Genomic DNA, 20,839 nt, shown 5'->3' on the forward strand with positions numbered 1-20,839 from the left:
CTCTAATTCTTGCCGGCACTCTTCTTGGCCGGGGCCTTGGTGGGGGCCGCCTTGGTCGGCGACGTCTTGGCAGTCGACGAGACGGCGGCGCGCGCCTTGCTGGTGGATTCGGTTTTCGATTTGGCCGGGGCTTTCTTCGCGGCCGGCTTCTTCGGCTTCGGCGCGGCGTCCTCACCGTCCGCAGCCTTCTCTGTAGTCTTCTTGGCCTTGGCGGGCTTTGCCGCCTTCTTCGGCTTGGTCTTGCCGCCGCCCTTGGCCGCGCGTTCGTCGATCAGCGCGATCGCCTGCGGCAGCGTGATGGCATCCTTTTCGAACTCGGCCGGGATCGTCGCGTTGACACCGCCTGCGGCGACATAGGGGCCATAGCGGCCGCTCTTCACGGTGACGGTGCCGAGCGTCGGATGATCGCCGATCGTCTTGCCGGGATCGGCGCCGAAGCGGCGGCTCGGGCCCTTCGCCGCCTTCTCGGCGATCAGCGTCACCGCGCGATTGAGGCCGATGTCGAACACTTCGTCGCCGGCTTCGAGACTCGCATAGGTCTTGTCGTGCTTCACGAAGGGCCCGAAGCGGCCGAGGCCGGCGGTGATCGGCTGACCCGTCTCGGGGTGCTTGCCGATCTCGCGCGGCAGCGACAGCAATTTCAGCGCAAGCTCGAGGTCGACATCGCTGGGCGAGGTGCCCTTCGGAATGCCCGCGCGCTTCGGCTTCTCGCCTTCCGCATAATCCTTCTGCTCGCCGAGCTGGATGTAGGGGCCGAAGCGGCCGGCCTTGACCCAGACATCGAAGCCGGTGTCGGGATCCTGGCCGAGCGAGCGGTCGGCGCTGGCTTCGCCATCGGCGGCGAGCTGGCGGGTGTAGCGGCATTCCGGATAGTTCGAGCAGCCGACGAAGGCGCCGAACTTGCCGGCCTTGAGGTTGAGCCGGCCCGTGCCGCAATTCGGGCATTGCCTGACGTCGCCGCCATCGGCGCGCGGCGGGTAGATGTGCGGGCCCAGCATCTCGTCGAGCACGTCCAGCACCTGCGCGACGCGCAGGTCCTTGATCTCGTCGACGGCGCCGATGAAGTCGCGCCAGAAATCCCTCAGCACCTCCTGCCAGGAGATCTCGTTGTTCGAGATGCGGTCGAGCTGCTCTTCGAGGCCCGCGGTGAAATCGTATTCGACATAGCGGCTGAAGAAGCTTTCGAGGAACGCGATCACGACGCGGCCCTTGTCCTCGCCGTGCAGGCGCTTCTTCTCCAGCTTGACGTAGCCGCGGTCCTTCAGAACCTGGAGGATCGAGGCATAGGTCGAGGGACGGCCGATGCCGAGCTCTTCCATGCGCTTGACGAGGGATGCCTCCGAGAAGCGCGGCGGCGGCTCGGTGAAATGCTGAGTGACGGCGAGCGACTGCCGCTTCAGGGCTTCGCCGGCGCTCATGCCGGGCAGGCGGCGGGAATCATCGTCCTCCTCGTCGTCGCGGCCTTCCTGGTAGAGCGCGAGGAAGCCGTCGAACTTGATGACCTGACCGGTGGCGCGCAGCTCCAGCGTACGGCCGCCGGCCTTCGCGGTGATGTCGACCGTGGTGCGCTCGAGCTCGGCCGCTTCCATTTGGCTTGCGATGGTGCGCTTCCAGATCAACTCGTAGAGTTTCGCCTGATCGGAATCGAGCTTGCGGCTCATGCTGTCGGGCCGGCGCGACAGATCCGTCGGGCGGATCGCCTCGTGCGCTTCCTGGGCGTTCTTGGCCTTGGTCTGGTACTGGCGGGGAGCGTCGGGCACATAGGCGTTGCCGTAATCCTCGCCGATCACCTTACGCGCCTGGGTGATCGCTTCAGGTGCGATCTGCACGCCGTCGGTACGCATATAGGTAATGAGTCCGGTGGTCTCCCCGCCGATGTCGATGCCTTCATAGAGCCGCTGGGCGATGCGCATCGTGTGCGCCGGCGCAAAGCCGTATTTGCGGCTGGCTTCCTGCTGCAGCGTCGAGGTGGTGAAGGGCGCCTGCGGATTGCGCCGCGCGGGCTTGGCATCGACCGCGGTCACGGCGTAGGCGGCCGCTTCCAGCGCCTTCTTGAAGTCTTCGGCTTCCGCGCCGGTGCCGATGTCAAGGCGCTGGATCTTCTTGCCGTCGGCGCCGACGAGGCGGGCCTCGAAGGCATCGCCGCGCGGGGTCAGCAGGGTCGCGACCAGCGACCAATATTCGCGCGCGACGAACTTCTCGATCTCGAGCTCGCGATCGCAAACGAGGCGCAGCGCCACCGACTGCACGCGGCCGGCCGAGCGCGCGCCCGGCAGCTTGCGCCACAGCACGGGGGAGAGGGTGAAGCCGACCAGATAGTCGAGCGCACGGCGCGCCATATAGGCGTCGACCAGGGCGCCGTCGATCTGGCGCGGATGCTTCATCGCGTCGGTGACAGCCTGCTTGGTGATGGCGTTGAACACCACGCGCTCGATCTTTTGGTCCTTCAGCGCGCGCTTCTCTTTCATCACCTCCAGCACGTGCCAGGAGATGGCCTCGCCCTCACGATCGGGGTCGGTGGCGAGAATCAGGCGGTCAGCGCCCTTCAGCGATCTCGCGATATCGTTTAGCCGCCCGGCGGCCTTCGGGTCGACCTCCCAGATCATCTTGAAATTGGCGTCAGGATCAACGGAACCGTTCTTGGCGGGGAGGTCGCGGACATGGCCGAACGAAGCCAGGACCTCGTAGGACGAGCCCAGATATTTGTTGATCGTCTTGGCTTTCGCCGGCGACTCCACAATAACGATATTCATGTAGTTCCAGTAACTTACGGGAAAATCTTGGGCCGAAAACCAAAGGATTCGGGTCGGCCGTTTCGACCCGAACATGGGTGGTGAGGCCGTCCCTGTCAAATCGGGGCGTGTTGAAGGCCGCAGTGATGGGAAAAGTTTCATATCGAAAAAGTTGCAAAATACCACCTTGGAGTTGCGACCGATGTCGGCGTAAGGTTTCTGCGGGGCATGGATTCGGGGTGGGGTCTGGTGGCTAAGCCAGCAAGGAAACGGGCGCGCGCCGGATCAGGCGCGCCGGGAGGCTCGCGCAATGAGGAACCGGGGGAAGGCGGGGCGGATGAGGCGGTCGCCTTCATCGCGGAGCAGACGGCCGCCCTGGGCAAGCTCGCCGAGCGCCACAAGCTGCACATGTTGCATTATTTATTGGGCATGACCCAGCTCGAGGCCGACGAGCATCTGAGATTGCGGAGCAAGCGCAAGCTGTCGTGAGATCTGCGCCTCTATCAGTTCAGTCATCCCTGCGCGCGCGTGGCGCTCGTCGCTGGAGGCAATGAGGGCAGTTAACTGTTGCGGCCTGCCATCCGAGCCAGTCTCTGGCCGAGATATTCGGCCGTGCTCAAATCGCTCTGAGGCAAGGTGCCGTTGATCAAGTGCGTCGCCAGGCCAAGCTGGCTGCCCAAGCGATTGCGGTTGCTCGGATCCTCTCCGCCCGGGATATCCAGCCCGCACCAGAGCATGCCGTGCTGCGCAGCGAGAATGGAAAAGTAGGTCAATGTGTGCAGTTGATCGCCGCCTGCGCACGCGCCGGTCGTGAATCCGGCTGCGATCTTGTTGGCCCATCGCTGGCGAGTCCATCGGTCACTTGAGGCGTCAGCGAAGGCTTTGAATTGCGCTGCCGGTCCGCCCATATAGGTCGGGCTGCCAAATGCAATGGCGCTCGCGCCGTCAATCGTCTCCAGTAGTCTCTCATTCTGGAAGCGGCCTGACACGATGTCGTCGCCGGCGATCCGACAAAGCGCGATCTGTGCCATCTCAGCCGCGCCGCGCACCACCGCATGCGCTAGCGTTTCTGTGGTGCCGGAGATGGAAAAATAGACGATAGCGAGCAGGGGCATGGTGGTGCCAGTTTGCGGTGTCCAAGCCATCTTTGACGCCGTCTCGAATTTGTACAAGTCCCCCGCGTCCTCATTTGCGCGCATAGCGAAGCAAATCCAGAATCTTTCCGCGGGAGCAGTGTGGATTGCCTTGTCGCCAGGACCCCATCGCAATGATGGGGGTTGGGGCGGTGCGCCGCAGCTACGCCGATCTGCGCCGCGGCGCCGGCCGCGGCTTCAACATGGTGTCCGCCGGGCTGAGCAGGCGGCCGTCCTCGGCGCGCAATTCGAGTTTCTTCACCGGGCGGCCCTTGGCGCGATCGACCAGAATGGTCGCGATCTCGTCGGGGTGATCGTCGAACTCCTCGCTCCATTGCCGTAGCGCCACCAGCACCGGGAAGGTGCCGCGGCCCTTCGGCGTCAGCACATATTCCTGGTAGGCGCTGCCGTCGGAAGCGGGGGCGGTCGCCAGAATGCCGTGCTCGACGAGTGACCGCAGGCGCGCGGCCAGAATGTTCTTGGCCATGCCGAGCTTGCTCTGGAATTCGCCGAAGCGCCGTACGCCCAACAGTGCCTCGCGGATGATCAGCAGCGACCACCAGTCGCCAAGCGCCTCCAACGACCGTGCGATCGGGCAGGAATCGCCGTCGAAGCTCGTTCGTCTCACCATTGTCTTTCGTCCTGTCGCGTTCGCCCGCCTTCCGCGCCGATCACGCGCTTGTGTGGTTGCATCATAAACCATTTGTCCTAGATGGCAACTTAGTTTCATAATGCAACCACTGGAGGCGAGCGTGAGATTGAAGAACAAGACGGCCCTGATTACCGGCGGCAACAGCGGCATTGGCCTTGCGACCGCAAAGCTGTTCGTGGCCGAGGGCGCCAAGGTGGTGATCACCGGCCGCAACAAGGGGACGCTGGAGGCCGCTGCGAAAGAGCTCGGGCCGAACGCGCTTGCGCTGGTTGCCGACGCCACCGACATCGCCGCGACCGAAGCCGCGATCAAGAAGGGCGCGGACAAGTTCGGCAAGGTCGACATCGTCTTCGCCAATGCCGGCATCGCCGGCGGCACGCCGCTCGGCTCAGCCACGCTTGAGATCTTCGAGACCGTGATCCGCACGAACCTCACCGGCGTGTTCTTCACCGTTCAATCCGCGCTGCCCTACCTTAACGACAATGCCTCGATCATCCTCAACGGCTCGGTGATCTCGGTGCTCGGCATTCCCGGCTACTCGGCTTACGGCGCCGCGAAGGCCGGCGTTCGCGCCATGGCGCGGACCATGGCCTCGGAACTGTCGCCGCGCGGCATCCGCGTCAACGTGGTCGCGCCGGGCGCGATCCGCACACCGATCTGGGGACCTGCGGTGGCGACGCCCGAGGCCGAGAAGGCATTCGAGAGGCGCATCGCGCTCTCGACGCCGCTCGGGCGCATCGGCGAAACGGATCACGTTGCAAAGACCGTGCTGTTCCTCGCTTCCGATGATTCCGCGCATGTGCAGGGCCAGGAGATCTTCGTCGACGGCGGCGCGGTCGCATCTCCGAGCGGCGCGCCGATCTATCGGGGCTAATCAAATCAAGTGCAAATTGAATCGGCCAGCGCAACGGGAAGCGGTTGCGCCGGCCGGTTCCTACGCCTCGGGGGATGCATTTCGAAAACCTTTGCGTGAGGCGTTGAACCTTCGCGCGTACTGCCAAGACGTTCTTAAGGGCAGGGGGTCAGAAGACTCATTTTAAGGGAGCCCGTTATGCCGAAAGCAGCCCCTATTTCTTCGTCGATTTCAGCACCGCGTGTTTACACCGAAGATTCTGCCATTCCCGGCAAACGGACCGACAAGTCCGAGCTCATCGGGACCGCTCTGTTCGCCGGCATCGGACTGTTTATTTCGCTGATAGCCATCATCCTGGGCATTCAGGGCGCTTGGTTGTAGCCCCGCGGCGACGGCGCACCAGGGGCGGATCGCGGCCGCGCGCTTGCGCTTCGACGTGCGCACCGACGGCTAGAGCAGCGACACCAATCCGCCGCCGTGACGCTCCAGCTTTCCGGCCAATTCGAGCTCCAGGAGCACGGTGCGCACGATTGCGGGCGAGGCGCCGGACATCCGCACGAGATCGTCGATCGAGATCGGGGCAGGACCGAGCAGGGCGGTGATCTGGTCGCGGTCGTGGCCTTGCGGATCGCTCTCGAACGGCTCGCTGTCGGGCTCGCCTGCCGGATGCATCAGCGGCCGCTCCATGATCGGCTGCACCGCGTTGATGATGTCGGCGGCCTCGGTGACGAGGGTTGCGCCCTGCTTGATCAGATCGTTGGTGCCGGCGGCGCGCGGATCGAGCGGCGAGCCGGGAACCGCGAATACCTCGCGGCCCTGTTCGGCCGCCATGCGCGCGGTGATCAGCGAGCCCGAGCGGTGCGCCGCTTCCACCACGATCACGCCGAGCGACGCACCGGAGATCAGTCGGTTGCGGCGGGGAAAGTCGCGGGCGCGCGGCTCGTGGCCGAGCGGCATTTCGGAGATTGCCGCGCCCTCATGGTCGAGGATCGCTGCGAGCAAATCGGTATGTTCGGGCGGATAGATGCAATCATGCCCGCCGGCGAGCACGGCGATCGTGCCGCTTGCGACGCTCGTGCGATGCGCGGCCTGGTCGACGCCGCGGGCGAGACCCGAGATGATGACAAAACCGGCTTCGCCGAGCTCGCGCGCAAGCTGCCCGGCAAACTTCAGCCCGGCGCCGGAAGCATTGCGCGAGCCGACGATCGCGATCATCGGCCGCATCAAGCTTTTCGTGTCGCCGCGCACGGCGAGCAAAGGCGGTGCATCGTCCAGCGTTGCGAGCCGCGCCGGATAGCCATCTTCACCGGGCGCGAGCCAGGCGATGCCGAACTTGCGGCTTGCGGCGAGCTCGGCCTTGGCTTCATCGGCGCTACAGATGCGCCCCGATCGCGCCGCGCCGCCGCGGCGCGCCAGATCTGGCAGCCGCTCCAGCGCGGCGCGCGCGGTGCCGAAATGATCGACCAGCGAACGGAAGGTGCGCGGGCCCACATTGTCTGAGCGGATCAGCCGCAGGCGGTCGATCCGCTCAGACTCGGTCAGCTCCACGCTTGGATTGATGGCGTCCACGGCGTCTCCTTGCAGGCACAGCATGGAACAACCTGAGGGCGTTGCGCAACAGTGACGTGCGCTTGCGCGACCCCGCCCCGATGCTAAAAGCGATGCCAATAAGAAGGATTTGCCATGATCTCACTCGCCGACCTCCAGCGCCGCATCGAAGCGGGGGAGCTGTCGCCCGATTCCGCGATCGCGCAATCGCATGCGGCGATCGAGGCCAAGGAGAAGGACGTCCGCGCCTTCGTCCGCCACGACAAGGCCGCGAAGGCGCAAAGCGCCGGTCCGCTGCGCGGCATCGCGATCGGGATCAAGGACATCATCGATACCGCCGATTTCCCGACCGAGATGGGCTCGGAGATCTATCGCGGGTGGCAGCCGCGCTCGGATGCGCCCGTCGTGATGATGCTGAAGCGGGCCGGGGCAACCATCATCGGCAAAACCACGACCACGGCGTTCGCCTCGCGCGATCCCACCCCGACGCGCAATCCGCATAATCTCGGCCATTCTCCGGGCGGCTCATCCTCCGGTTCGGCGGCAGCCGTCGGCGCCGGCATGATCCCGCTGGCGCTGGGCACCCAGACCGGTGGCTCGGTGATCCGTCCCGCCGCCTATTGCGGGACCGCTGCTATCAAGCCGTCGTTCCGCATGCTGCCGACGGTCGGTGTGAAGTGCTACTCGTGGGCGCTCGATACGGTCGGCCTGTTCGGCGCGCGCGTGGAAGATCTCGCGCGCGGGCTGTTGGCGATGACGGGGCGCGGCGAATTCTCCGGCATTGCCGCCGCGACGTCGCCGCGCATCGGCGTGGTCAGGCAGGAATTCGCCGGCGCAGTGGAGCCGGCGGCCGAAGAGGGGCTGCAAGCCGCGATCAAGGCGGCGACGCGCGCCGGCGCCAGCGTGCAGACCATCGATCTGCCCGAAGCGGTGCAGGAGGCCTGGCGCATCCATCCGATCATTCAGGATTTCGAGGCGCATCGCGCGCTGGCCTGGGAGTTTTCCGAACGCCACGACGAGATCGCGCCGATGCTGCGTGCCAGTCTCGATGCGACGGTTGGCCTGACGCCGCAGGACTATGACGAAGCGCGGCGGATCAGCCGCCGCGGCCGCCGTGAGCTCGGTGAGCTGTTCGAAGGCGTCGACGTGCTCCTGACCTATTCCGCGCCGGGCACCGCGCCCGCCAAGGAGCTCGCGACCACGGGCGATCCCCGTTACAACAGGCTCTGGACCCTGATGGGCAATCCTTGCGTCAACGTGCCGGTGCTGAAGGTCGGCGGCCTGCCGATCGGCGTGCAGGTGATCGCGCGTTTCGGCAACGATCCGCGCGCACTTGCGGCGGCCTGGTTCCTGGAGGAGGCGCTGGCGAAATCAGGCTAGCGCGGGTTCGGGGGCAGCAATGCGATGGCCGGATGCAGCAGCCGGCGCTGCGCTGCTAGCTGCACCTTGCTTCATCCAGCGCTCGGCGGCCTCGCGGCCGCTCCGGTGCAGCAGGCGAATGAAGCCGCGGCCGAGATCGGTGGATGAGCGCTGCGCCAGCCCGTCAACGGAATCTTCTGCCGCGATCCTGGAGAGCCGCAAGGACGGCGCGGCTTGCGACTGCGCCCATTCGATCGCGGCGATCTCGGCATTGAGGGCGGCGTTCGCCGCGATCTGGTCGAGCCGGCGGTCGATCGCGGCGAGTGTGATCGGTACGTAGCTGTCGCGCGCCGGCGTGACCTGGACGAGCAGCACATCGGCGGTCGTCGTGTCCTGAGCCAGCCGCAGCAGCGGCGGGTTGCCGCCAAGGCCGCCGTCCCAATAGGCCTCGCCGTCGATCTCGACGGCGCAGTGGACGAGCGGCGGGCAGGTCGAGGCCAGCGCGACGTCGGTGGTAATTGCCTCGTTGCGGAAGATCTGCTGCTGGCCGTCGCGGATCCGCGTCGCTGCGATCAGAAGCTTCGGGCAGTTCGGATGGCGCAGGGCGGCGAAATCGATGTCGCGCGACAGAGCCTGCCGCAGCGGATCGAGATCGAACGGATCAAAGTGACCGGAGCGCAGCGTCGGCCCGAACGCGACCGAGCTTCCCGCCGGCGAGAAGCCGCCGACCAACATCAGCGCGCGAAACGAGGCTTCGTGCATCAGCCGGAGCCAGAACCGATTCAGCCGGGCGCGGGCGCCTTCGCGGCCAGCTTCGGCAAAGCCGGAGGCGAGCAGCAGCGCGTTGATGGCGCCGGCGCTGGCGCCGCTGATGGTGTCGATCGCGATATCAGGCTCTTCCAGCAGCCGCTCGAGCACGCCCCAGGTGAAGGCCGCAAAAGTGCCGCCGCCCTGCAGCGCCAGCGAGAGCTTTCGCGGCGGCCATTGGGCGGAATGTGCACGCGCGGTCACGCCCGGTACAGCCTTCCTCACCACGATATCGAGCGGAGCGTCGGCTTTCGTAGGGGGCTCAGGCTGCGGCGCCTGCGATGAAACGGGCGCAGGCGTGTCGACACGCGGCGAGGGCGCATCGGACCAGATATTGGTCATCGAAAGCAATCGGCTCGCTGCGGTGCCGGAAGCACCCCGCGAACCAACCCCGTCATGCGCGTCGACAATCTTCTCGCTCATTCTGAGCAACCGCCACCATTTCACTGTCGGGATGACAGGCTGTCAGCATGACAGGCTCGGAACCCGCTTGCCAACACAACCGCGATTCGGCCGCAAGTTGCGAACAGGATTTTGCATATAATGCAGAAGGGCCGTTTCGGTATCCGTAGATGCCCGGCTTTGGATTCTTGTTCTGACGCGATTTCTTGACGCGAACCGGCATCCACTTCGCTCGAAACGCTCTAGGCCTTCTCCCCGATCCGGCTTTCCTTGCCCGCTTGCAAGCGCTTGATGTTCTCGCGGTGCGCGTAGAACAGCAGCAGCGTCAGCACTGCTGATAAAGCAGACAATGCCAGGTGCCCGAACCACCACAGGAACATCGGCGTGATGAACGCCGCCACCAGCGCCGACAGCGAGGAATAGCGGGTGGTGAAGGCGGTTGCCAGCCAGAGCAGGCAGAACACGACGGCGCCAGGCCAAAACAGGCCGAGCAGGATGCCGATGTAGACGGCCACGCCCTTGCCGCCTTTGAACTTGAGCCAGACCGGGAAGAGATGGCCCAGGAACGCGCCGAGCCCGGCCACCATGGCGGCATTGGGACCTGCGAGATAGCCGGCGATCACCACGGCCACGGTGCCCTTGAGCGCGTCGAACAGCAGGGTGCCCGCGGCAAGGCTCTTGCGTCCCGTGCGCAGCACATTGGTGGCGCCGATGCTGCCGGAGCCGATCGAGCGGATATCCTGCGTGCCCGCGAGTTTGGTGAGAATCAGCCCGAACGGAATTGAGCCGAGGAGATAGCCGATGACGAAGGCCACCGGCAGGAATGCTTCAAGCCCCATGGCGGCATCTCCAAAGACTGGGTCTCCGTGCCGAACGATCACCCATGTCCGACATACTCGTAGACCGTCCGACCGCCGACAATGGTGCGCACGACGCGGCCTGTAAAGCGGGCCTCATCAAACGGGGTATTCTTACAGGGCGATTTCAGGTCGGCCGGATCGACCACCCAGGGCGTATCGGGGTCGATCACGATGACGTCCGCGGGGCTGCCGACGCGCAAGGTTCCGCCTGGTAGCCCGAGCAACTCGGCCGGCCGCGTCGACATTGCGCGGATCAGCGTCTTCAGTTCCATCTCGCCATTGTGCACGAGGCGGAGGCCCGCCGGCAGCATGGTCTCGAGCCCCACGGCGCCGGGGGCGGCTTCCGCGAACGGCAAGCGCTTGACCTCGACGTCCTGCGGATTGTGGTCGGACATGATGACGTCGAGAAGCCCGGAGGCGAGCGCCGCCACCACCGCGCGGCGGTCGTCCTCGGTCCGGAGGGGCGGCGACAGTTTCAGGAACGAACGGTAGGGCCCGATGTCGTTCTCGTTCAGCGCCAGATGATTGATCGAGACCGAGGCGCTGACGGCGAGCCCGGCGTCGCGGGCGCGCTCCAGGATCTCGAGGGAGTCGATGCAGGTCAGCGACGCCGCGTGGTAGCGGCCGCCGGTGAGTGCAACGAGGCGTAAGTCGCGCTCCAGCATGACGGCTTCGGCGGCATTCGGGATGCCCATCAGCCCGAGCCGGGTCGCGAACTCGCCCTCGTTCATCACGCCTTCGCCCACGAGGTTGGGATCCTCGGTGTGATGCACGATCAGCGCGTCGAAGTCGCGGGCGTAGGTCAGCGCGCGTCGCATCACCTGGGCGTTGGTCACGCTTCGGTCGCCGTCGCTGAAGGCGACCGCGCCGGCGGCCTTCAAGAGGCCGAACTCGGTCATCTCCTCGCCGAGCATGCCCTTGGTCAGCGCCGCCATCGGCTGGATATTGACGATCGCGGTGTCGCGGGCTCTGCGCATCACAAAGTCCACGGTCGCCGAATTGTCGATGACCGGCGAGGTGGCGGGCTGGCAGATGATGGTGGTGATGCCGCCGGTCGCGGCGGCCTGGCTCGCCGAGGCAAAGGTCTCGCGGTGGCTGAGACCGGGCTCGCCGACGAAGGCGCGCAAGTCGATCAGGCCTGGCGCCACGATCTTGCCGGAGCAGTTGATGATGTCGGTGCCTTCAGGCACGCCGGCTGCGCCAATGCCGCGGCGGGTCTCGCGGATGGTGCCGTCGGCAATGAGGACGTCCCCGATGCCGTCGAAATCCCTGGAGGGGTCGACGACGCGGGCGTTGGCGAGCAGGATGGGGCGGCGGTCGGTCAACATCGGCATCACGCGTTCGGCAGGTTGCGGGCGAGCGCTTCCAGCACGGCCATGCGCACGGCGACGCCCATCTCCACCTGTTCGCGGATCAGGGACTGGGCGCCGTCGGCCACGATCGAGTCGATCTCCACGCCGCGGTTCATGGGACCGGGATGCATCACCAATGCATCCGGCTTGGCGTAGGCGAGCTTCTTCTGGTCCAGCCCGAAGTAGTGGAAATATTCCGATGACGAAGGCACGAACGAGCCGTTCATGCGCTCGCGCTGGAGCCGCAGCATCATCACGATGTCGGCGCCTTCCAGGCCCTCGCGCATGTCGCGCGCGACCTCGACGCCCATCCGCTCGATGCCGGGCGGCAGCAGCGTGGAAGGGCCGACGACGCGGACGCGGGCGCCCATGGTGTTGAGCAGGATGATGTTGGAGCGGGCGACGCGCGAATGCAGCACGTCGCCGCAGATCGCGACCACAAGGCCTTCGATCCGCCCCTTGTTGCGCCGGATGGTGAGCGCGTCGAGCAGCGCTTGGGTCGGGTGCTCATGCGCGCCGTCGCCGGCATTGATCACGGAACCGTCGACCTTGCGCGCCAGCAGTTCCACCGCGCCGGAGGCGTGATGGCGCACCACCAGGATGTCCGGGTGCATCGCGTTCAAAGTCACCGCGGTGTCGATCAGGGTTTCGCCCTTGCGGATCGAGGACGAGGACACCGACATGTTCATGACGTCGGCACCTAAGCGCTTGCCGGCGAGCTCGAACGAGGACTGGGTCCGGGTGGAAGCCTCGAAGAAGAGGTTCACCTGCGTCCGTCCACGCAAGACGGTGCGCTTCTTGTCAACCTGGCGGTTGAGCTCGACATATTCTTCGGACAGGTCGAGGAGGCCGGTAATGTCGGCCGCGGAAAGGCCCTCAATGCCCAGCAAATGCCGGTGGCCGAGGACGAAGGTCGATTTCGATGTCATTAAAAGCAGAGCTATAGGGGGCGACGGCGGGGGGAGCAAGGGGCAAAGATGGGCAAGTGAGTTATCCCCTGATCTGTCACCCGCTCAGTCATTCCGGGATGGCGCGTAAGCGCCAGACCCGGAATCTCGAGATTCCGGGTTCGGCTCTTCGAGCCGCCCCGGAATGACGAAGGATGGGACGGCATCGTGAAACCAATTCTTGCTGCATTTATATCGATCATCATGAGCTCATCCGCCTGGGCCCAACCACTCCCCGGCGACTTTGTCTATCTGCGCGACGTCGAGCCCCGCATCATCCAGGACATCCGCTACGCCACCTCGAACAATTTCGTCGGCCGGCCGCTCGCCGGCTATAGCGCCGGCGAATGCGTGGTGAAGCGCGAGGTCGGGCTGCGGCTGAAGGCGGTTCAGGAGGAACTGGCCGCGCAACATCTCTCGCTCAAAATGTTCGACTGCTACCGGCCGGCACGGGCCTCGCGCGACATGATGAAGTGGTCGCAGAACGGCCACGAGACTGCCGCCGAGCGGCGCTACAATCCGAAGATTCCCAAGAGCGAGCTATTTCGGCTCGGCTACATCGCGAGCCGCTCGCAGCATTCGACCGGGGCGGCACTCGATCTCACTTTGGTCGATCTCAAGGCCGAGAATTCCGCCAAATACGACCCATCAAAGGCCTATGCCGATTGCACGGCGCCAGCCGAGGCGCGGGCGCCGGAGGGCAGCGTCGACATGGGCACTGGTTACGACTGTACCGACGCGAAGGGGCATACTGCGGCACAGTCGATCAATGCGGAGCAACGCGCTTGGCGCAAGCGGCTGGTGGCTGCGATGGCCAGGCAAGGCTTTGTGAACTATTCGAAGGAGTGGTGGCATTTTTCGCTGCCGGGGGCGGGCGGGGCAGCCTATGATTTCCCGATCCAGCCGCGGCGGAACTAAGGTCCGGTTCGAGGAGGCGCATATGATCCGGCCGAGCTTTGCGACCCACGAGGTCTTCAACCAGTCGCCGCCGTTCGAGGACGTCGACCTGTTCGCGGCCGACCGTCCGCTGGTCGATGCGGTGAGGGCCAATGGCGGCGCGGCGGCGGAACGGGAGCTGTCGGAGTTCGGCAAGCACTGGGGCTCGGCCACGATGGCCGATCGCGGACGCGTCGCGAACGAGAACACGCCGAAGCTGCGCAGCTTCGATGCCAAGGGCAATCGCCGCGACCAGGTCGAGTTTCATCCGGCCTATCACGAGCTGATGGCGCACAGTGCGCATGCGGGCCTGCACAATTCGACGTGGACGGCGGATGGAAAGCCCGCTGGCGATGCGGCGGAGGTCATCCGCGCCGCAAAGTTCTATATCGCCGCGCAGGTCGAGACCGGCCATCTCTGCCCGATCACGATGACACGAGCCTCTGTGGCCGCGCTGGCGATGCAGCCCGATCTGCTCGCGCGCGTGATGCCGGTGCTGTCGACGAGGAGTTATGATCCCAGCTTCGTGCCGTGGTGGCAAAAGCGCGGCATGACGCTCGGCATGGGCATGACCGAGAAGCAGGGCGGCACCGACGTGCGCGCCAACATGACGCGCGCCGTAAGCGAGGGGGATGCTTATCGCATCACCGGCCACAAATGGTTCATGTCGGCGCCGATGTGCGATGCGTTCCTGGTGCTGGCGCAGGCAGACGCGGGCCTAACCTGCTTCTTCATGCCGCGCTTTGCGCCCGACGGCTCGGTGAACGCGATCCAGTTCCAGCGGCTGAAGGACAAGCTCGGCAACCGCTCCAACGCCTCCTCCGAGGTCGAGTTCGTCGGTGCCTATGCAGAAAGGGTCGGCGAGGAGGGCAAGGGCATCCGCACCATCATCCAGATGGTGCAGCTGACGCGCCAGGATTGCGCGATCGCCTCCGTCGGCCTGATGCGTTCGGGGCTCGCGCATGCGCTGCATCACGCCCGTCACCGCAGCGTGTTCCAGAAGCATCTCGCCGATCAGCCCTTGATGCAGGCGGTGCTGTCAGACATGGCGCTGCATGTCGAGGCGAGCACCGCCCTGGTGATGCGACTCTGCCGCGCCTTCGACCGGACGCCGCACGATGCGGCGGAGGCCGCCTATATGCGGCTGCTGACGCCCGCGATCAAATATTGGACCTGCAAGAGCGCGCCGCCGTTCCTCTACGAAGCGATGGAGTGCCTCGGCGGCAACGGGTATGTCGAGGACGGCATTTTGGCGCGTCATTATCGCGAGTCTCCCGTCAACGCGATCTGGGAAGGCTCGGGCAACGTCATGTGCCTCGACGTGCTCCGCGCGCTCTCGCGCGAGCCGGAGGCGGCGATGGCGGTGCTGCAATCGCTTGCGGCCGAGACAAAAGGACTGCCCGGAGCGGGTGAGGCCGCCGCGTTCATCGGCAAGACCTTTCGCCGTGCTGACGGCGAGCGCGTCGCGCGGCTGGCAGTCGAGAAGCTGGCGTTGTTCGCCGCGGCTGCGGCGCTAGGCCGCGTGTCACCGCGCAATGCCGAATTGTTCGCCGCAACGCGCCTCGCTGCCAATCACGCCAGCATGTACGGCGCCGTGGAGTTGGAGAGCGCCGACGTGTGCGCGCTGCTGGAGCGAGCGCTGCCGTGAGTCTCCCAAACGAAAGCCTTTTGATGGATTCCCTCAATCCCGACCATCCGCCGCTCACCATGACGCCTGCGACGCCGCGCGTCTGGATGTTCTGGAGCACCGCACTGTGGGGTCTCCTCATCTTCCTCGCGATGTTCGTCGGGCAGATCGGCGCGATCGTTCTGCTGGTAGCGCAGCGTGGTCTGCCCATGGATCTCGCCTCGCTGCAAGTCGTCGGCCATGAGCCCCAGGCGCTTGCGCTGTCAGTGGCCATGGGCCTGCCGGCGACGCTGGCCGTGGTCTGGCTTGCCATTCGCATCAAGAAGGCGTCCTTCGTGAATTATCTCGCGCTGCATTGGCCGTCCTGGAAGCATCTGCTGTTCGGCGCGGTCGGCCTGGTCCTGATCGTGTTGGCCTGGGAGACAATGTCGCGCGCGCTCGGCCGCGAGGCGACGCCGGGCTTCATGACAGATTTGTTGAAATCAGGTCGCGACAAGGGCGCCGCAATGGTGCTGCTGTTTGCCTTCAGTGTGGCGGCGCCCATGTCGGAAGAAGTGTTGGCGCGGGGCTTCCTCTATCGCGGCTGGTCTGCGAGCTTCTTGCGCGTGCCCGGCGCGATCATCCTGTCGTCGCTGGTGTGGACAATCGTGCACCTGCAATACGACATGTATTTTCTCGCCGAGGTTTTCACCATCGGCCTGTGGTTTGGCTACATGCGCTACCGTGCCAATTCGCTTTGGCTCACGGTCGTGTTGCATGCGCTCAACAATCTGACCGCAGTGGTGCTGACGATGTGGTTGGCAAGTTAGGCGGCCAGCGCGATCGCGACCGGCATCGTGATGGCCGCAAAAATCGTTTGCAGCGTGATGATCTGCGCCAGCAGCGGCGCATCGCCGCCCATCTGGCGGGCCAAGACATAGGCGCTAGGCGAGGTCGGCACCGCCGCGCAGATCGCGACGATCGCGAGGCTGTCGCCGGAGAGCCCGAACCAGGCGCCGAGCCCCAGCGCGAGCGCGGGCATCAGCGCGAGCTTGAAGACGACGCCGGTGGCCGCGCCGAGGCTCGGGCGCAAGAGACCTTCGAGATGCAGGCCGGCGCCGGTGACGAGCAGGCCGATCGCCAGCGAGGAGCGGCTCAGCGCATCCGCCACCTCGTGCCAGAGTTTCGGCAGCGGCATGTGCGTCAGATTGACGGCAAGGCCGATCACGCAGGCCCAGATCAGGGGATTGCGGACCACCGTCATGACGACGGCTCGTGCAGACTGCTTTTCGGGCGCGGCGTAATGGGCGAGCACCACGACACTGAGCACGTTGACCAGGGGAATGATCGCGACCATCGCCACGGAGGCGAGCGCCAGCCCGACGTCGCCGAACATATTGGCTGCGACCGACAGTCCGACGAAGGTCTGCCAGCGCGTTGCGCCCTGAAAGATCGAGGTGAAGGCGGGGCCGTCGATGCCGAGCCGGGTAAGGGCGGGCGCAGTGCAAGGCACAAGAGCGACATCGCGAGCGCTGACAGCAGCAGCGCGCCGCCGACGCCAGCGACCGGCACCTTGGAGAGGTCCGCCTTCACCAGCGTCTGGATCAGCAGCATCGGAAACAGCACGAAATAGGTCAGGCGCTCCAGCCCATGCCACTGCGTGTCGAGCCGCATCAGGCTGCGCTTCAGCACGACACCGAGCACGATGAGGATGAAGACCGGCAGCAGCGCCGCGATCACGACGGCCATGGATCAGTCCGTCCCCGGGCGAGCGCGAAGATTGGCGAGGCGGTCGAGCGCGCCTTGCAGGATGAAGATCGCCGCGTGCTCGTCGATCACCTCGGCGCGCTTGGCGCGGCTGACGTCCATGCCGATCAGCTCGCGCTCGACTGCCGCCGTCGAGAGGCGCTCGTCCCACAGGCCGATGGGGAGTGCGGTCAGGCCGGCAAGATTGCGGGCGAAGGCACGGGTGGATTGCGCGCGCGGGCCCTCGCTGCCATCCATGTTGATGGGCAGGCCGAGCACGAAACCGGCTGCCCTGCGTTCAGCCGCGATCGCGAGCAGCCGGGCGGCATCCTGCTTGAACGCCTTGCGCTGGATCGTCTCGACGCCGGTCGCCAACCGCCGGTCGGGATCGGACACGGCAACGCCGATGGTTTTGGTGCCTAAGTCAAGCCCGACCAGCGCGCCGCGCGCGGGCCAGTGTGTTGCAGCATCGACGAGAGGCAGGATAAGAGCCGGCATGGCTTAGCGCATATCACGCGTCGCGCTGCGGAGTGAACCCGGAACATGGATGCGCTCGCATTATTCGGCGTGTTTGCCGCGTCCTGCGCGTTCGGCTCGGCCTCGATTTTCTCCAGGGGCACCTGACCGTTCGGTCTGCTCGAAGCGATCTGGGCCGTTGCGCCGCGCATTGCTGGACACGACAGATTTGTGGCGATGAATTTCAGTGAGATGGAACGCCGGCGCTCGCGGTGACTTTCACGATCATTTCGTGATCAAGGCGACGATCAAGTTCTTCGTCAGGCGGCGATGACGTCCTGGTCCAGCTTCAGGCAAGCGGCAAAGCCGCTCAGTGCGCTGGATTGATGTCCGGCGCGGCGCTGGATGAAGAGTGTCTCGACACGCGCATGCGACGGGCTCAGCGCGTGGATCGACACGCTTCCGTTCATCGCGCTGCGCTCGACCACAATGCGCGGCAGCAGCGTCACGCCCATGTCGGCAGCGACGCAGCCGATCATGCCGTCGAGTGTGCCGAGCTCGAAGCGCGCCGCCGACGGCCAGCCGAACTCGACGAACACCTGCTCGAGCCGTTGGCGGTAGGTGCAGCCGGTGCGGAACACCAGCGCCGTCGGGCCGGGCTCCGGCGTGCCGGCACGCAGCTCGGCCAACGAAGCCCAGCGCCGCGCGCTGACCAGCACCAGCTCTTCGCGGAAGGCGCTCGTCGCTATGAGCTCGGCATGCGCGATGGGACCCGCGACGAAGGCGCCGTCGAGCGAGCCGTCGAGCACGGCGGCGACAAGGTCGGCCGTGGTTGCGGTGCGCAGAGAAAGGCGCACGGCAGGAAAACGGCGGTGGAAATCCGCCAGCACGGGCGGCAGCCGCACGGCCGCGGTCGTCTCCATCGATCCAATCGCGAGCGGTCCCTTCGGCTCACCGTCATCTTGCGCGGCGAGCACGGCTTCACGCGACAGCGCCGCCATTTTTTGCGCATAGGGCAGGAGGCGTTTGCCGGCACCGGTCAGCGTCATGCCGCGGCTGTGACGTTCGAACAGCGGCGTGCCGATCTCGGCTTCCAGCGCCTTCACGCGCTGGGTGACGTTGGACTGCACGGTATTGAGCTCTTCGGCGGCGCGGGTGATGCCGCCGGTGCGGGCGACGATGGCAAAGGTCTGGAGATCACTGAGTTCCATGGAATCGTTCCGCATTTGAGATGGCAGCGTTCTCTAGAATTCAATTTTAGAGAATGCTATTCGCGGCTAATGTTCCTGTCCAGAGTGGGAGGACGCATGCCGATCGCCACGCCGCTGACAGAGCTTCTGGGGATCAAGCATCCCATTCTGTCGGCTCCCATGGACACCATTGCAGGCAGCCGGTTGACCCGCGCCGTCAGCAGTGCCGGCGGCTTCGGAATCTTGGGTGGTGGCTACGGCGACCAGGCCCGGCTGGAGACCGAGACCAAGGAGCTGGAGGGTCTTGCGCCGTTCGGTATCGGCTTCATCACCTGGAGCCTGGCAAAACAGCCGGAGCTTCTCGACATTACGCTGGACGCCCAGCCTCAGGCCATCATGCTGTCGTTTGGCGATCCCGCGCCGTTCGGGCCGCGCATCAAGGCGGGCGGCGCGCGATTGATCTGCCAGGTGCAGAGCGAGGACATGGCGAAGCAGGCGCTTGATGCCGGCGCGGATATCCTGATCGCACAGGGTACCGAGGCTGGCGGCCATGGCGCGTCGCGCACTACGATCGACATCGTGCCTGCGATCGTCGATCTCACGGCAGGACGCGTGCCGGTCGTCGCGGCCGGCGGTATCGCGGATGGCCGGGGCCTCGCTGCAATGTTGATGCTGGGGGCATCCGGCGTGCTGATGGGCACACGCTTTTATGCGAGCGTGGAGGCCAATGGCGCGGAGGAAGCGAAGCGGCGCATTCGTGAAGCCGACAGCAATGATACCGTGCGCGGCGTCGTCTTCGACTGGTCGCGAAATCTGTTCTGGCCGGCGCCGTTCACTGCGCGCTCGCTGATCAATGATCACATCAAGCGCTGGACCGGCCGCGAGATCGAGTTGATGCAGCGCGCAAGCGAGGTCGCCGCGGAGTATGCTGCGGCGAAGGCCGCGGGCAATTTCGAGGTCGCTGCGGTTTTTGCCGGCGAGGCCGTCGGACTGATCCATGACATTCCGTCCGCCGCGGAGATCGTGGAGCGGATTGCGACGGAGGCGGAGCAACTCCTGGCCGGGCGGAGAAACTCGGTCGTCGCGGCGTAGAGTTTTTCACCCTCCACCTCCAGGGGAGGGTAAGCAAAAACGAGAAAGAGACACACCATGTGGCCTGACCGTCGACTGATCGATCTCTTCAAGACCGAATTCCCGATCGTGCTGGCGCCGATGGCGGGCGTGATGGATGCGGAGCTGGTGATTGCGGCCGCGCAAGGCGGGGCGCTGGGGTCGCTGCCCTGCGCGATGATCTCGCCGGAGAAGGCGCGCGAGCAGGTTGGTCTCATCCGCCAGAACGTGAAGGCACCGGTCAATCTGAACTTCTTCTGCCACACACCGGTAGAGCTCACGACCGAGGCCGAGGCACGCTGGAAGCAGCGGCTTGCGGGCTATTACACCGAGCACGGTCTTGATCCGGCGGCGCCGATCGCTGCGGCGAACCGTGCGCCCTTCGACGCGGCATTCTGTGAGGTCGTCGAGGAGCTGAAGCCGGAAGTCGTCAGCTTTCACTTCGGCTTGCCGGAGCAAGCTCTGCTCAAGCGGGTGAAGGCAGCCGGCTGCCTCGTGATCTCGTCGGCCACCACGGTGAAGGAAGCGGTCTGGCTCGAGCAGCGCGGCGTCGATGCCATCATCGCGCAAGGCGCCGAGGCGGGCGGTCATCGCGGCATGTTCCTGACCGACAAGATCGCGGAACAGCCCGGCACCTTTGCGCTGGTGCCGCAGGTCGTCGATGCCGTGAAGGTGCCGGTGATCGCCTGCGGCGGCATTGCGGATGGGCGCGGCATTGCCGCGGCCTTTGCGCTCGGTGCATCCGGTGTGCAGATCGGCAGCGCCTATCTGCGCTGTCCTGAATCCAAGGTCACGGCCGGAGGCCGCAAGGCGCTGGCCGAGGCCGACGACGAATCCACCGTCATCACCAATGTCATGACCGGGCGTCCTGCGCGCGGGGTGCAGAACCGGCTGATGCGCGAGGCCGGCCCGATCTCGCCGGATGCACCTCCCTTTCCCCATGCTGCGACCGCGCTCGGGCCCCTGAAAGCGGCTGCCGAAAAGCAGGGGAGGGTGGATTTCACCAATCTCTGGGCTGGGCAGGCCGTGGCCCTCGGCCGGGATGTCCCTGCGGCCGAATTGACCCGCGATCTCGCCAAATCGGCGCTGGCTCGCATGAAAGCGCTCGCTGGATAGGCGGGAAGCGCCGGTTGCGGCGCAAAACCGGCCT

At 65.6% G+C, this 20,839-nt stretch carries 19 protein-coding genes and 1 pseudogene; 9 read left to right on the forward strand and 11 right to left on the reverse strand.

The genetic code is table 11. The features are described from left to right. Window positions 1–2: 2 nt before the first annotated feature. Window positions 3–2,753, reverse strand: coding sequence for a type I DNA topoisomerase (gene topA / locus IVA98_RS17805; protein WP_247334254.1), 2,751 nt, complete (start codon window positions 2,751–2,753; stop codon window positions 3–5). A 228-nt stretch (window positions 2,754–2,981) separates the two neighbouring features. Here topA and IVA98_RS17810 point away from each other — a divergent pair, with 228 nt between their 5' ends. Further along, complete coding sequence (locus tag IVA98_RS17810) at window positions 2,982–3,221, forward strand: hypothetical protein (protein ID WP_247300775.1); 240 nt, start codon at window positions 2,982–2,984, stop codon at window positions 3,219–3,221. 71 nt (window positions 3,222–3,292) lie between these two features. Here the strand turns inward: IVA98_RS17810 and IVA98_RS17815 are convergent, their stop codons facing one another. Both IVA98_RS17815 and IVA98_RS17820 read right to left on the reverse strand, forming a co-directional pair. Beyond that, window positions 3,293–3,904 carry a flavodoxin family protein gene (locus IVA98_RS17815; RefSeq protein WP_247300776.1) on the reverse strand — a complete coding sequence of 204 codons (612 nt, stop codon included), beginning with the start codon at window positions 3,902–3,904 and terminating at the stop codon, window positions 3,293–3,295. Window positions 3,905–4,028: 124 nt separating this feature from the next. Continuing rightward, on the reverse strand, window positions 4,029–4,496 hold the full coding sequence (locus IVA98_RS17820) for a winged helix-turn-helix transcriptional regulator (RefSeq protein ID WP_247300777.1): 468 nt from the start codon (window positions 4,494–4,496) through the stop codon (window positions 4,029–4,031). Between the two features lie 121 nt (window positions 4,497–4,617). Between IVA98_RS17820 and IVA98_RS17825 the strand changes: the two genes are divergently transcribed. Both IVA98_RS17825 and IVA98_RS17830 read left to right on the forward strand, forming a co-directional pair. Further along, on the forward strand, window positions 4,618–5,391 hold the full coding sequence (locus IVA98_RS17825) for an SDR family oxidoreductase (protein ID WP_247300778.1): 774 nt from the start codon (window positions 4,618–4,620) through the stop codon (window positions 5,389–5,391). Window positions 5,392–5,568: 177 nt separating this feature from the next. Further along, window positions 5,569–5,751 carry a hypothetical protein gene (locus IVA98_RS17830; protein ID WP_247300779.1) on the forward strand — a complete coding sequence of 61 codons (183 nt, stop codon included), beginning with the start codon at window positions 5,569–5,571 and terminating at the stop codon, window positions 5,749–5,751. Between the two features lie 69 nt (window positions 5,752–5,820). On the opposite strand, the gene dprA is transcribed toward IVA98_RS17830, so the two are convergent. Beyond that, the gene (gene dprA / locus IVA98_RS17835; RefSeq protein ID WP_247300780.1) at window positions 5,821–6,963 is read right to left on the reverse strand and encodes a DNA-processing protein DprA; all 1,143 of its coding nucleotides are present in this window, start codon (window positions 6,961–6,963) and stop codon (window positions 5,821–5,823) included. A 90-nt stretch (window positions 6,964–7,053) separates the two neighbouring features. Here dprA and IVA98_RS17840 point away from each other — a divergent pair, with 90 nt between their 5' ends. Continuing rightward, window positions 7,054–8,298, forward strand: coding sequence for an amidase (locus IVA98_RS17840; protein ID WP_247300781.1), 1,245 nt, complete (start codon window positions 7,054–7,056; stop codon window positions 8,296–8,298). Here the strand turns inward: IVA98_RS17840 and IVA98_RS17845 are convergent. The 4 genes from IVA98_RS17845 to IVA98_RS17860 all read right to left on the reverse strand — a co-directional run bounded on the left by IVA98_RS17845 (window position 8,290) and on the right by IVA98_RS17860 (window position 12,627). Continuing rightward, on the reverse strand, window positions 8,290–9,507 hold the full coding sequence (locus IVA98_RS17845) for a patatin-like phospholipase family protein (protein WP_247334257.1): 1,218 nt from the start codon (window positions 9,505–9,507) through the stop codon (window positions 8,290–8,292). The genes IVA98_RS17840 and IVA98_RS17845 overlap by 9 nt on opposite strands. A 221-nt stretch (window positions 9,508–9,728) precedes the next feature. Further along, a complete protein-coding gene (plsY, locus tag IVA98_RS17850) occupies window positions 9,729–10,325 on the reverse strand; it encodes a glycerol-3-phosphate 1-O-acyltransferase PlsY (protein WP_247277018.1) in 597 nt (198 codons plus the stop codon). A gap of 38 nt (window positions 10,326–10,363) precedes the next feature. Then, window positions 10,364–11,674, reverse strand: coding sequence for a dihydroorotase (locus IVA98_RS17855; protein ID WP_247277182.1), 1,311 nt, complete (start codon window positions 11,672–11,674; stop codon window positions 10,364–10,366). Between the two features lie 5 nt (window positions 11,675–11,679). Continuing rightward, entirely contained in the window at window positions 11,680–12,627 is a 948-nt protein-coding gene (locus IVA98_RS17860) for an aspartate carbamoyltransferase catalytic subunit (RefSeq protein ID WP_157334028.1), read from the reverse strand. A gap of 222 nt (window positions 12,628–12,849) precedes the next feature. Here IVA98_RS17860 and IVA98_RS17865 point away from each other — a divergent pair, with 222 nt between their 5' ends. Genes IVA98_RS17865 through IVA98_RS17875 form a run of 3 tightly spaced genes read left to right on the forward strand, consistent with a single transcriptional unit; the run spans window position 12,850 to window position 16,017 of the window. Next, complete coding sequence (locus IVA98_RS17865) at window positions 12,850–13,563, forward strand: M15 family metallopeptidase (protein ID WP_247300783.1); 714 nt, start codon at window positions 12,850–12,852, stop codon at window positions 13,561–13,563. A gap of 22 nt (window positions 13,564–13,585) precedes the next feature. Next, on the forward strand, window positions 13,586–15,229 hold the full coding sequence (locus IVA98_RS17870) for an acyl-CoA dehydrogenase family protein (protein ID WP_247334258.1): 1,644 nt from the start codon (window positions 13,586–13,588) through the stop codon (window positions 15,227–15,229). A gap of 23 nt (window positions 15,230–15,252) precedes the next feature. After that, the gene (locus IVA98_RS17875; RefSeq protein WP_247334259.1) at window positions 15,253–16,017 is read left to right on the forward strand and encodes a CPBP family intramembrane glutamic endopeptidase; all 765 of its coding nucleotides are present in this window, start codon (window positions 15,253–15,255) and stop codon (window positions 16,015–16,017) included. Here the strand turns inward: IVA98_RS17875 and IVA98_RS17880 are convergent. The 3 genes and pseudogenes from IVA98_RS17880 to IVA98_RS17890 all read right to left on the reverse strand — a co-directional run bounded on the left by IVA98_RS17880 (window position 16,014) and on the right by IVA98_RS17890 (window position 18,600). Beyond that, window positions 16,014–16,936, reverse strand: a pseudogene (locus tag IVA98_RS17880) (AEC family transporter). The gene IVA98_RS17875 and the pseudogene IVA98_RS17880 overlap by 4 nt on opposite strands. Before the next feature lie 3 nt (window positions 16,937–16,939). Then, window positions 16,940–17,431, reverse strand: coding sequence for a Holliday junction resolvase RuvX (gene ruvX / locus IVA98_RS17885; RefSeq protein ID WP_247300787.1), 492 nt, complete (start codon window positions 17,429–17,431; stop codon window positions 16,940–16,942). A gap of 278 nt (window positions 17,432–17,709) precedes the next feature. Continuing rightward, complete coding sequence (locus tag IVA98_RS17890) at window positions 17,710–18,600, reverse strand: LysR family transcriptional regulator (protein WP_247300788.1); 891 nt, start codon at window positions 18,598–18,600, stop codon at window positions 17,710–17,712. A gap of 96 nt (window positions 18,601–18,696) precedes the next feature. On the opposite strand from IVA98_RS17890, the gene IVA98_RS17895 reads away from it, so the two are divergent. Beyond that, window positions 18,697–19,671, forward strand: coding sequence for an NAD(P)H-dependent flavin oxidoreductase (locus tag IVA98_RS17895; protein WP_247334260.1), 975 nt, complete (start codon window positions 18,697–18,699; stop codon window positions 19,669–19,671). Between the two features lie 57 nt (window positions 19,672–19,728). After that, window positions 19,729–20,805 carry an NAD(P)H-dependent flavin oxidoreductase gene (locus IVA98_RS17900; protein ID WP_247300790.1) on the forward strand — a complete coding sequence of 359 codons (1,077 nt, stop codon included), beginning with the start codon at window positions 19,729–19,731 and terminating at the stop codon, window positions 20,803–20,805. The last annotated feature ends 34 nt before the right edge of the window (window positions 20,806–20,839 follow it).

The organism is Bradyrhizobium sp. 160 (assembly GCF_023073735.1).
Lineage (GTDB): Bacteria > Pseudomonadota > Alphaproteobacteria > Rhizobiales > Xanthobacteraceae > Bradyrhizobium.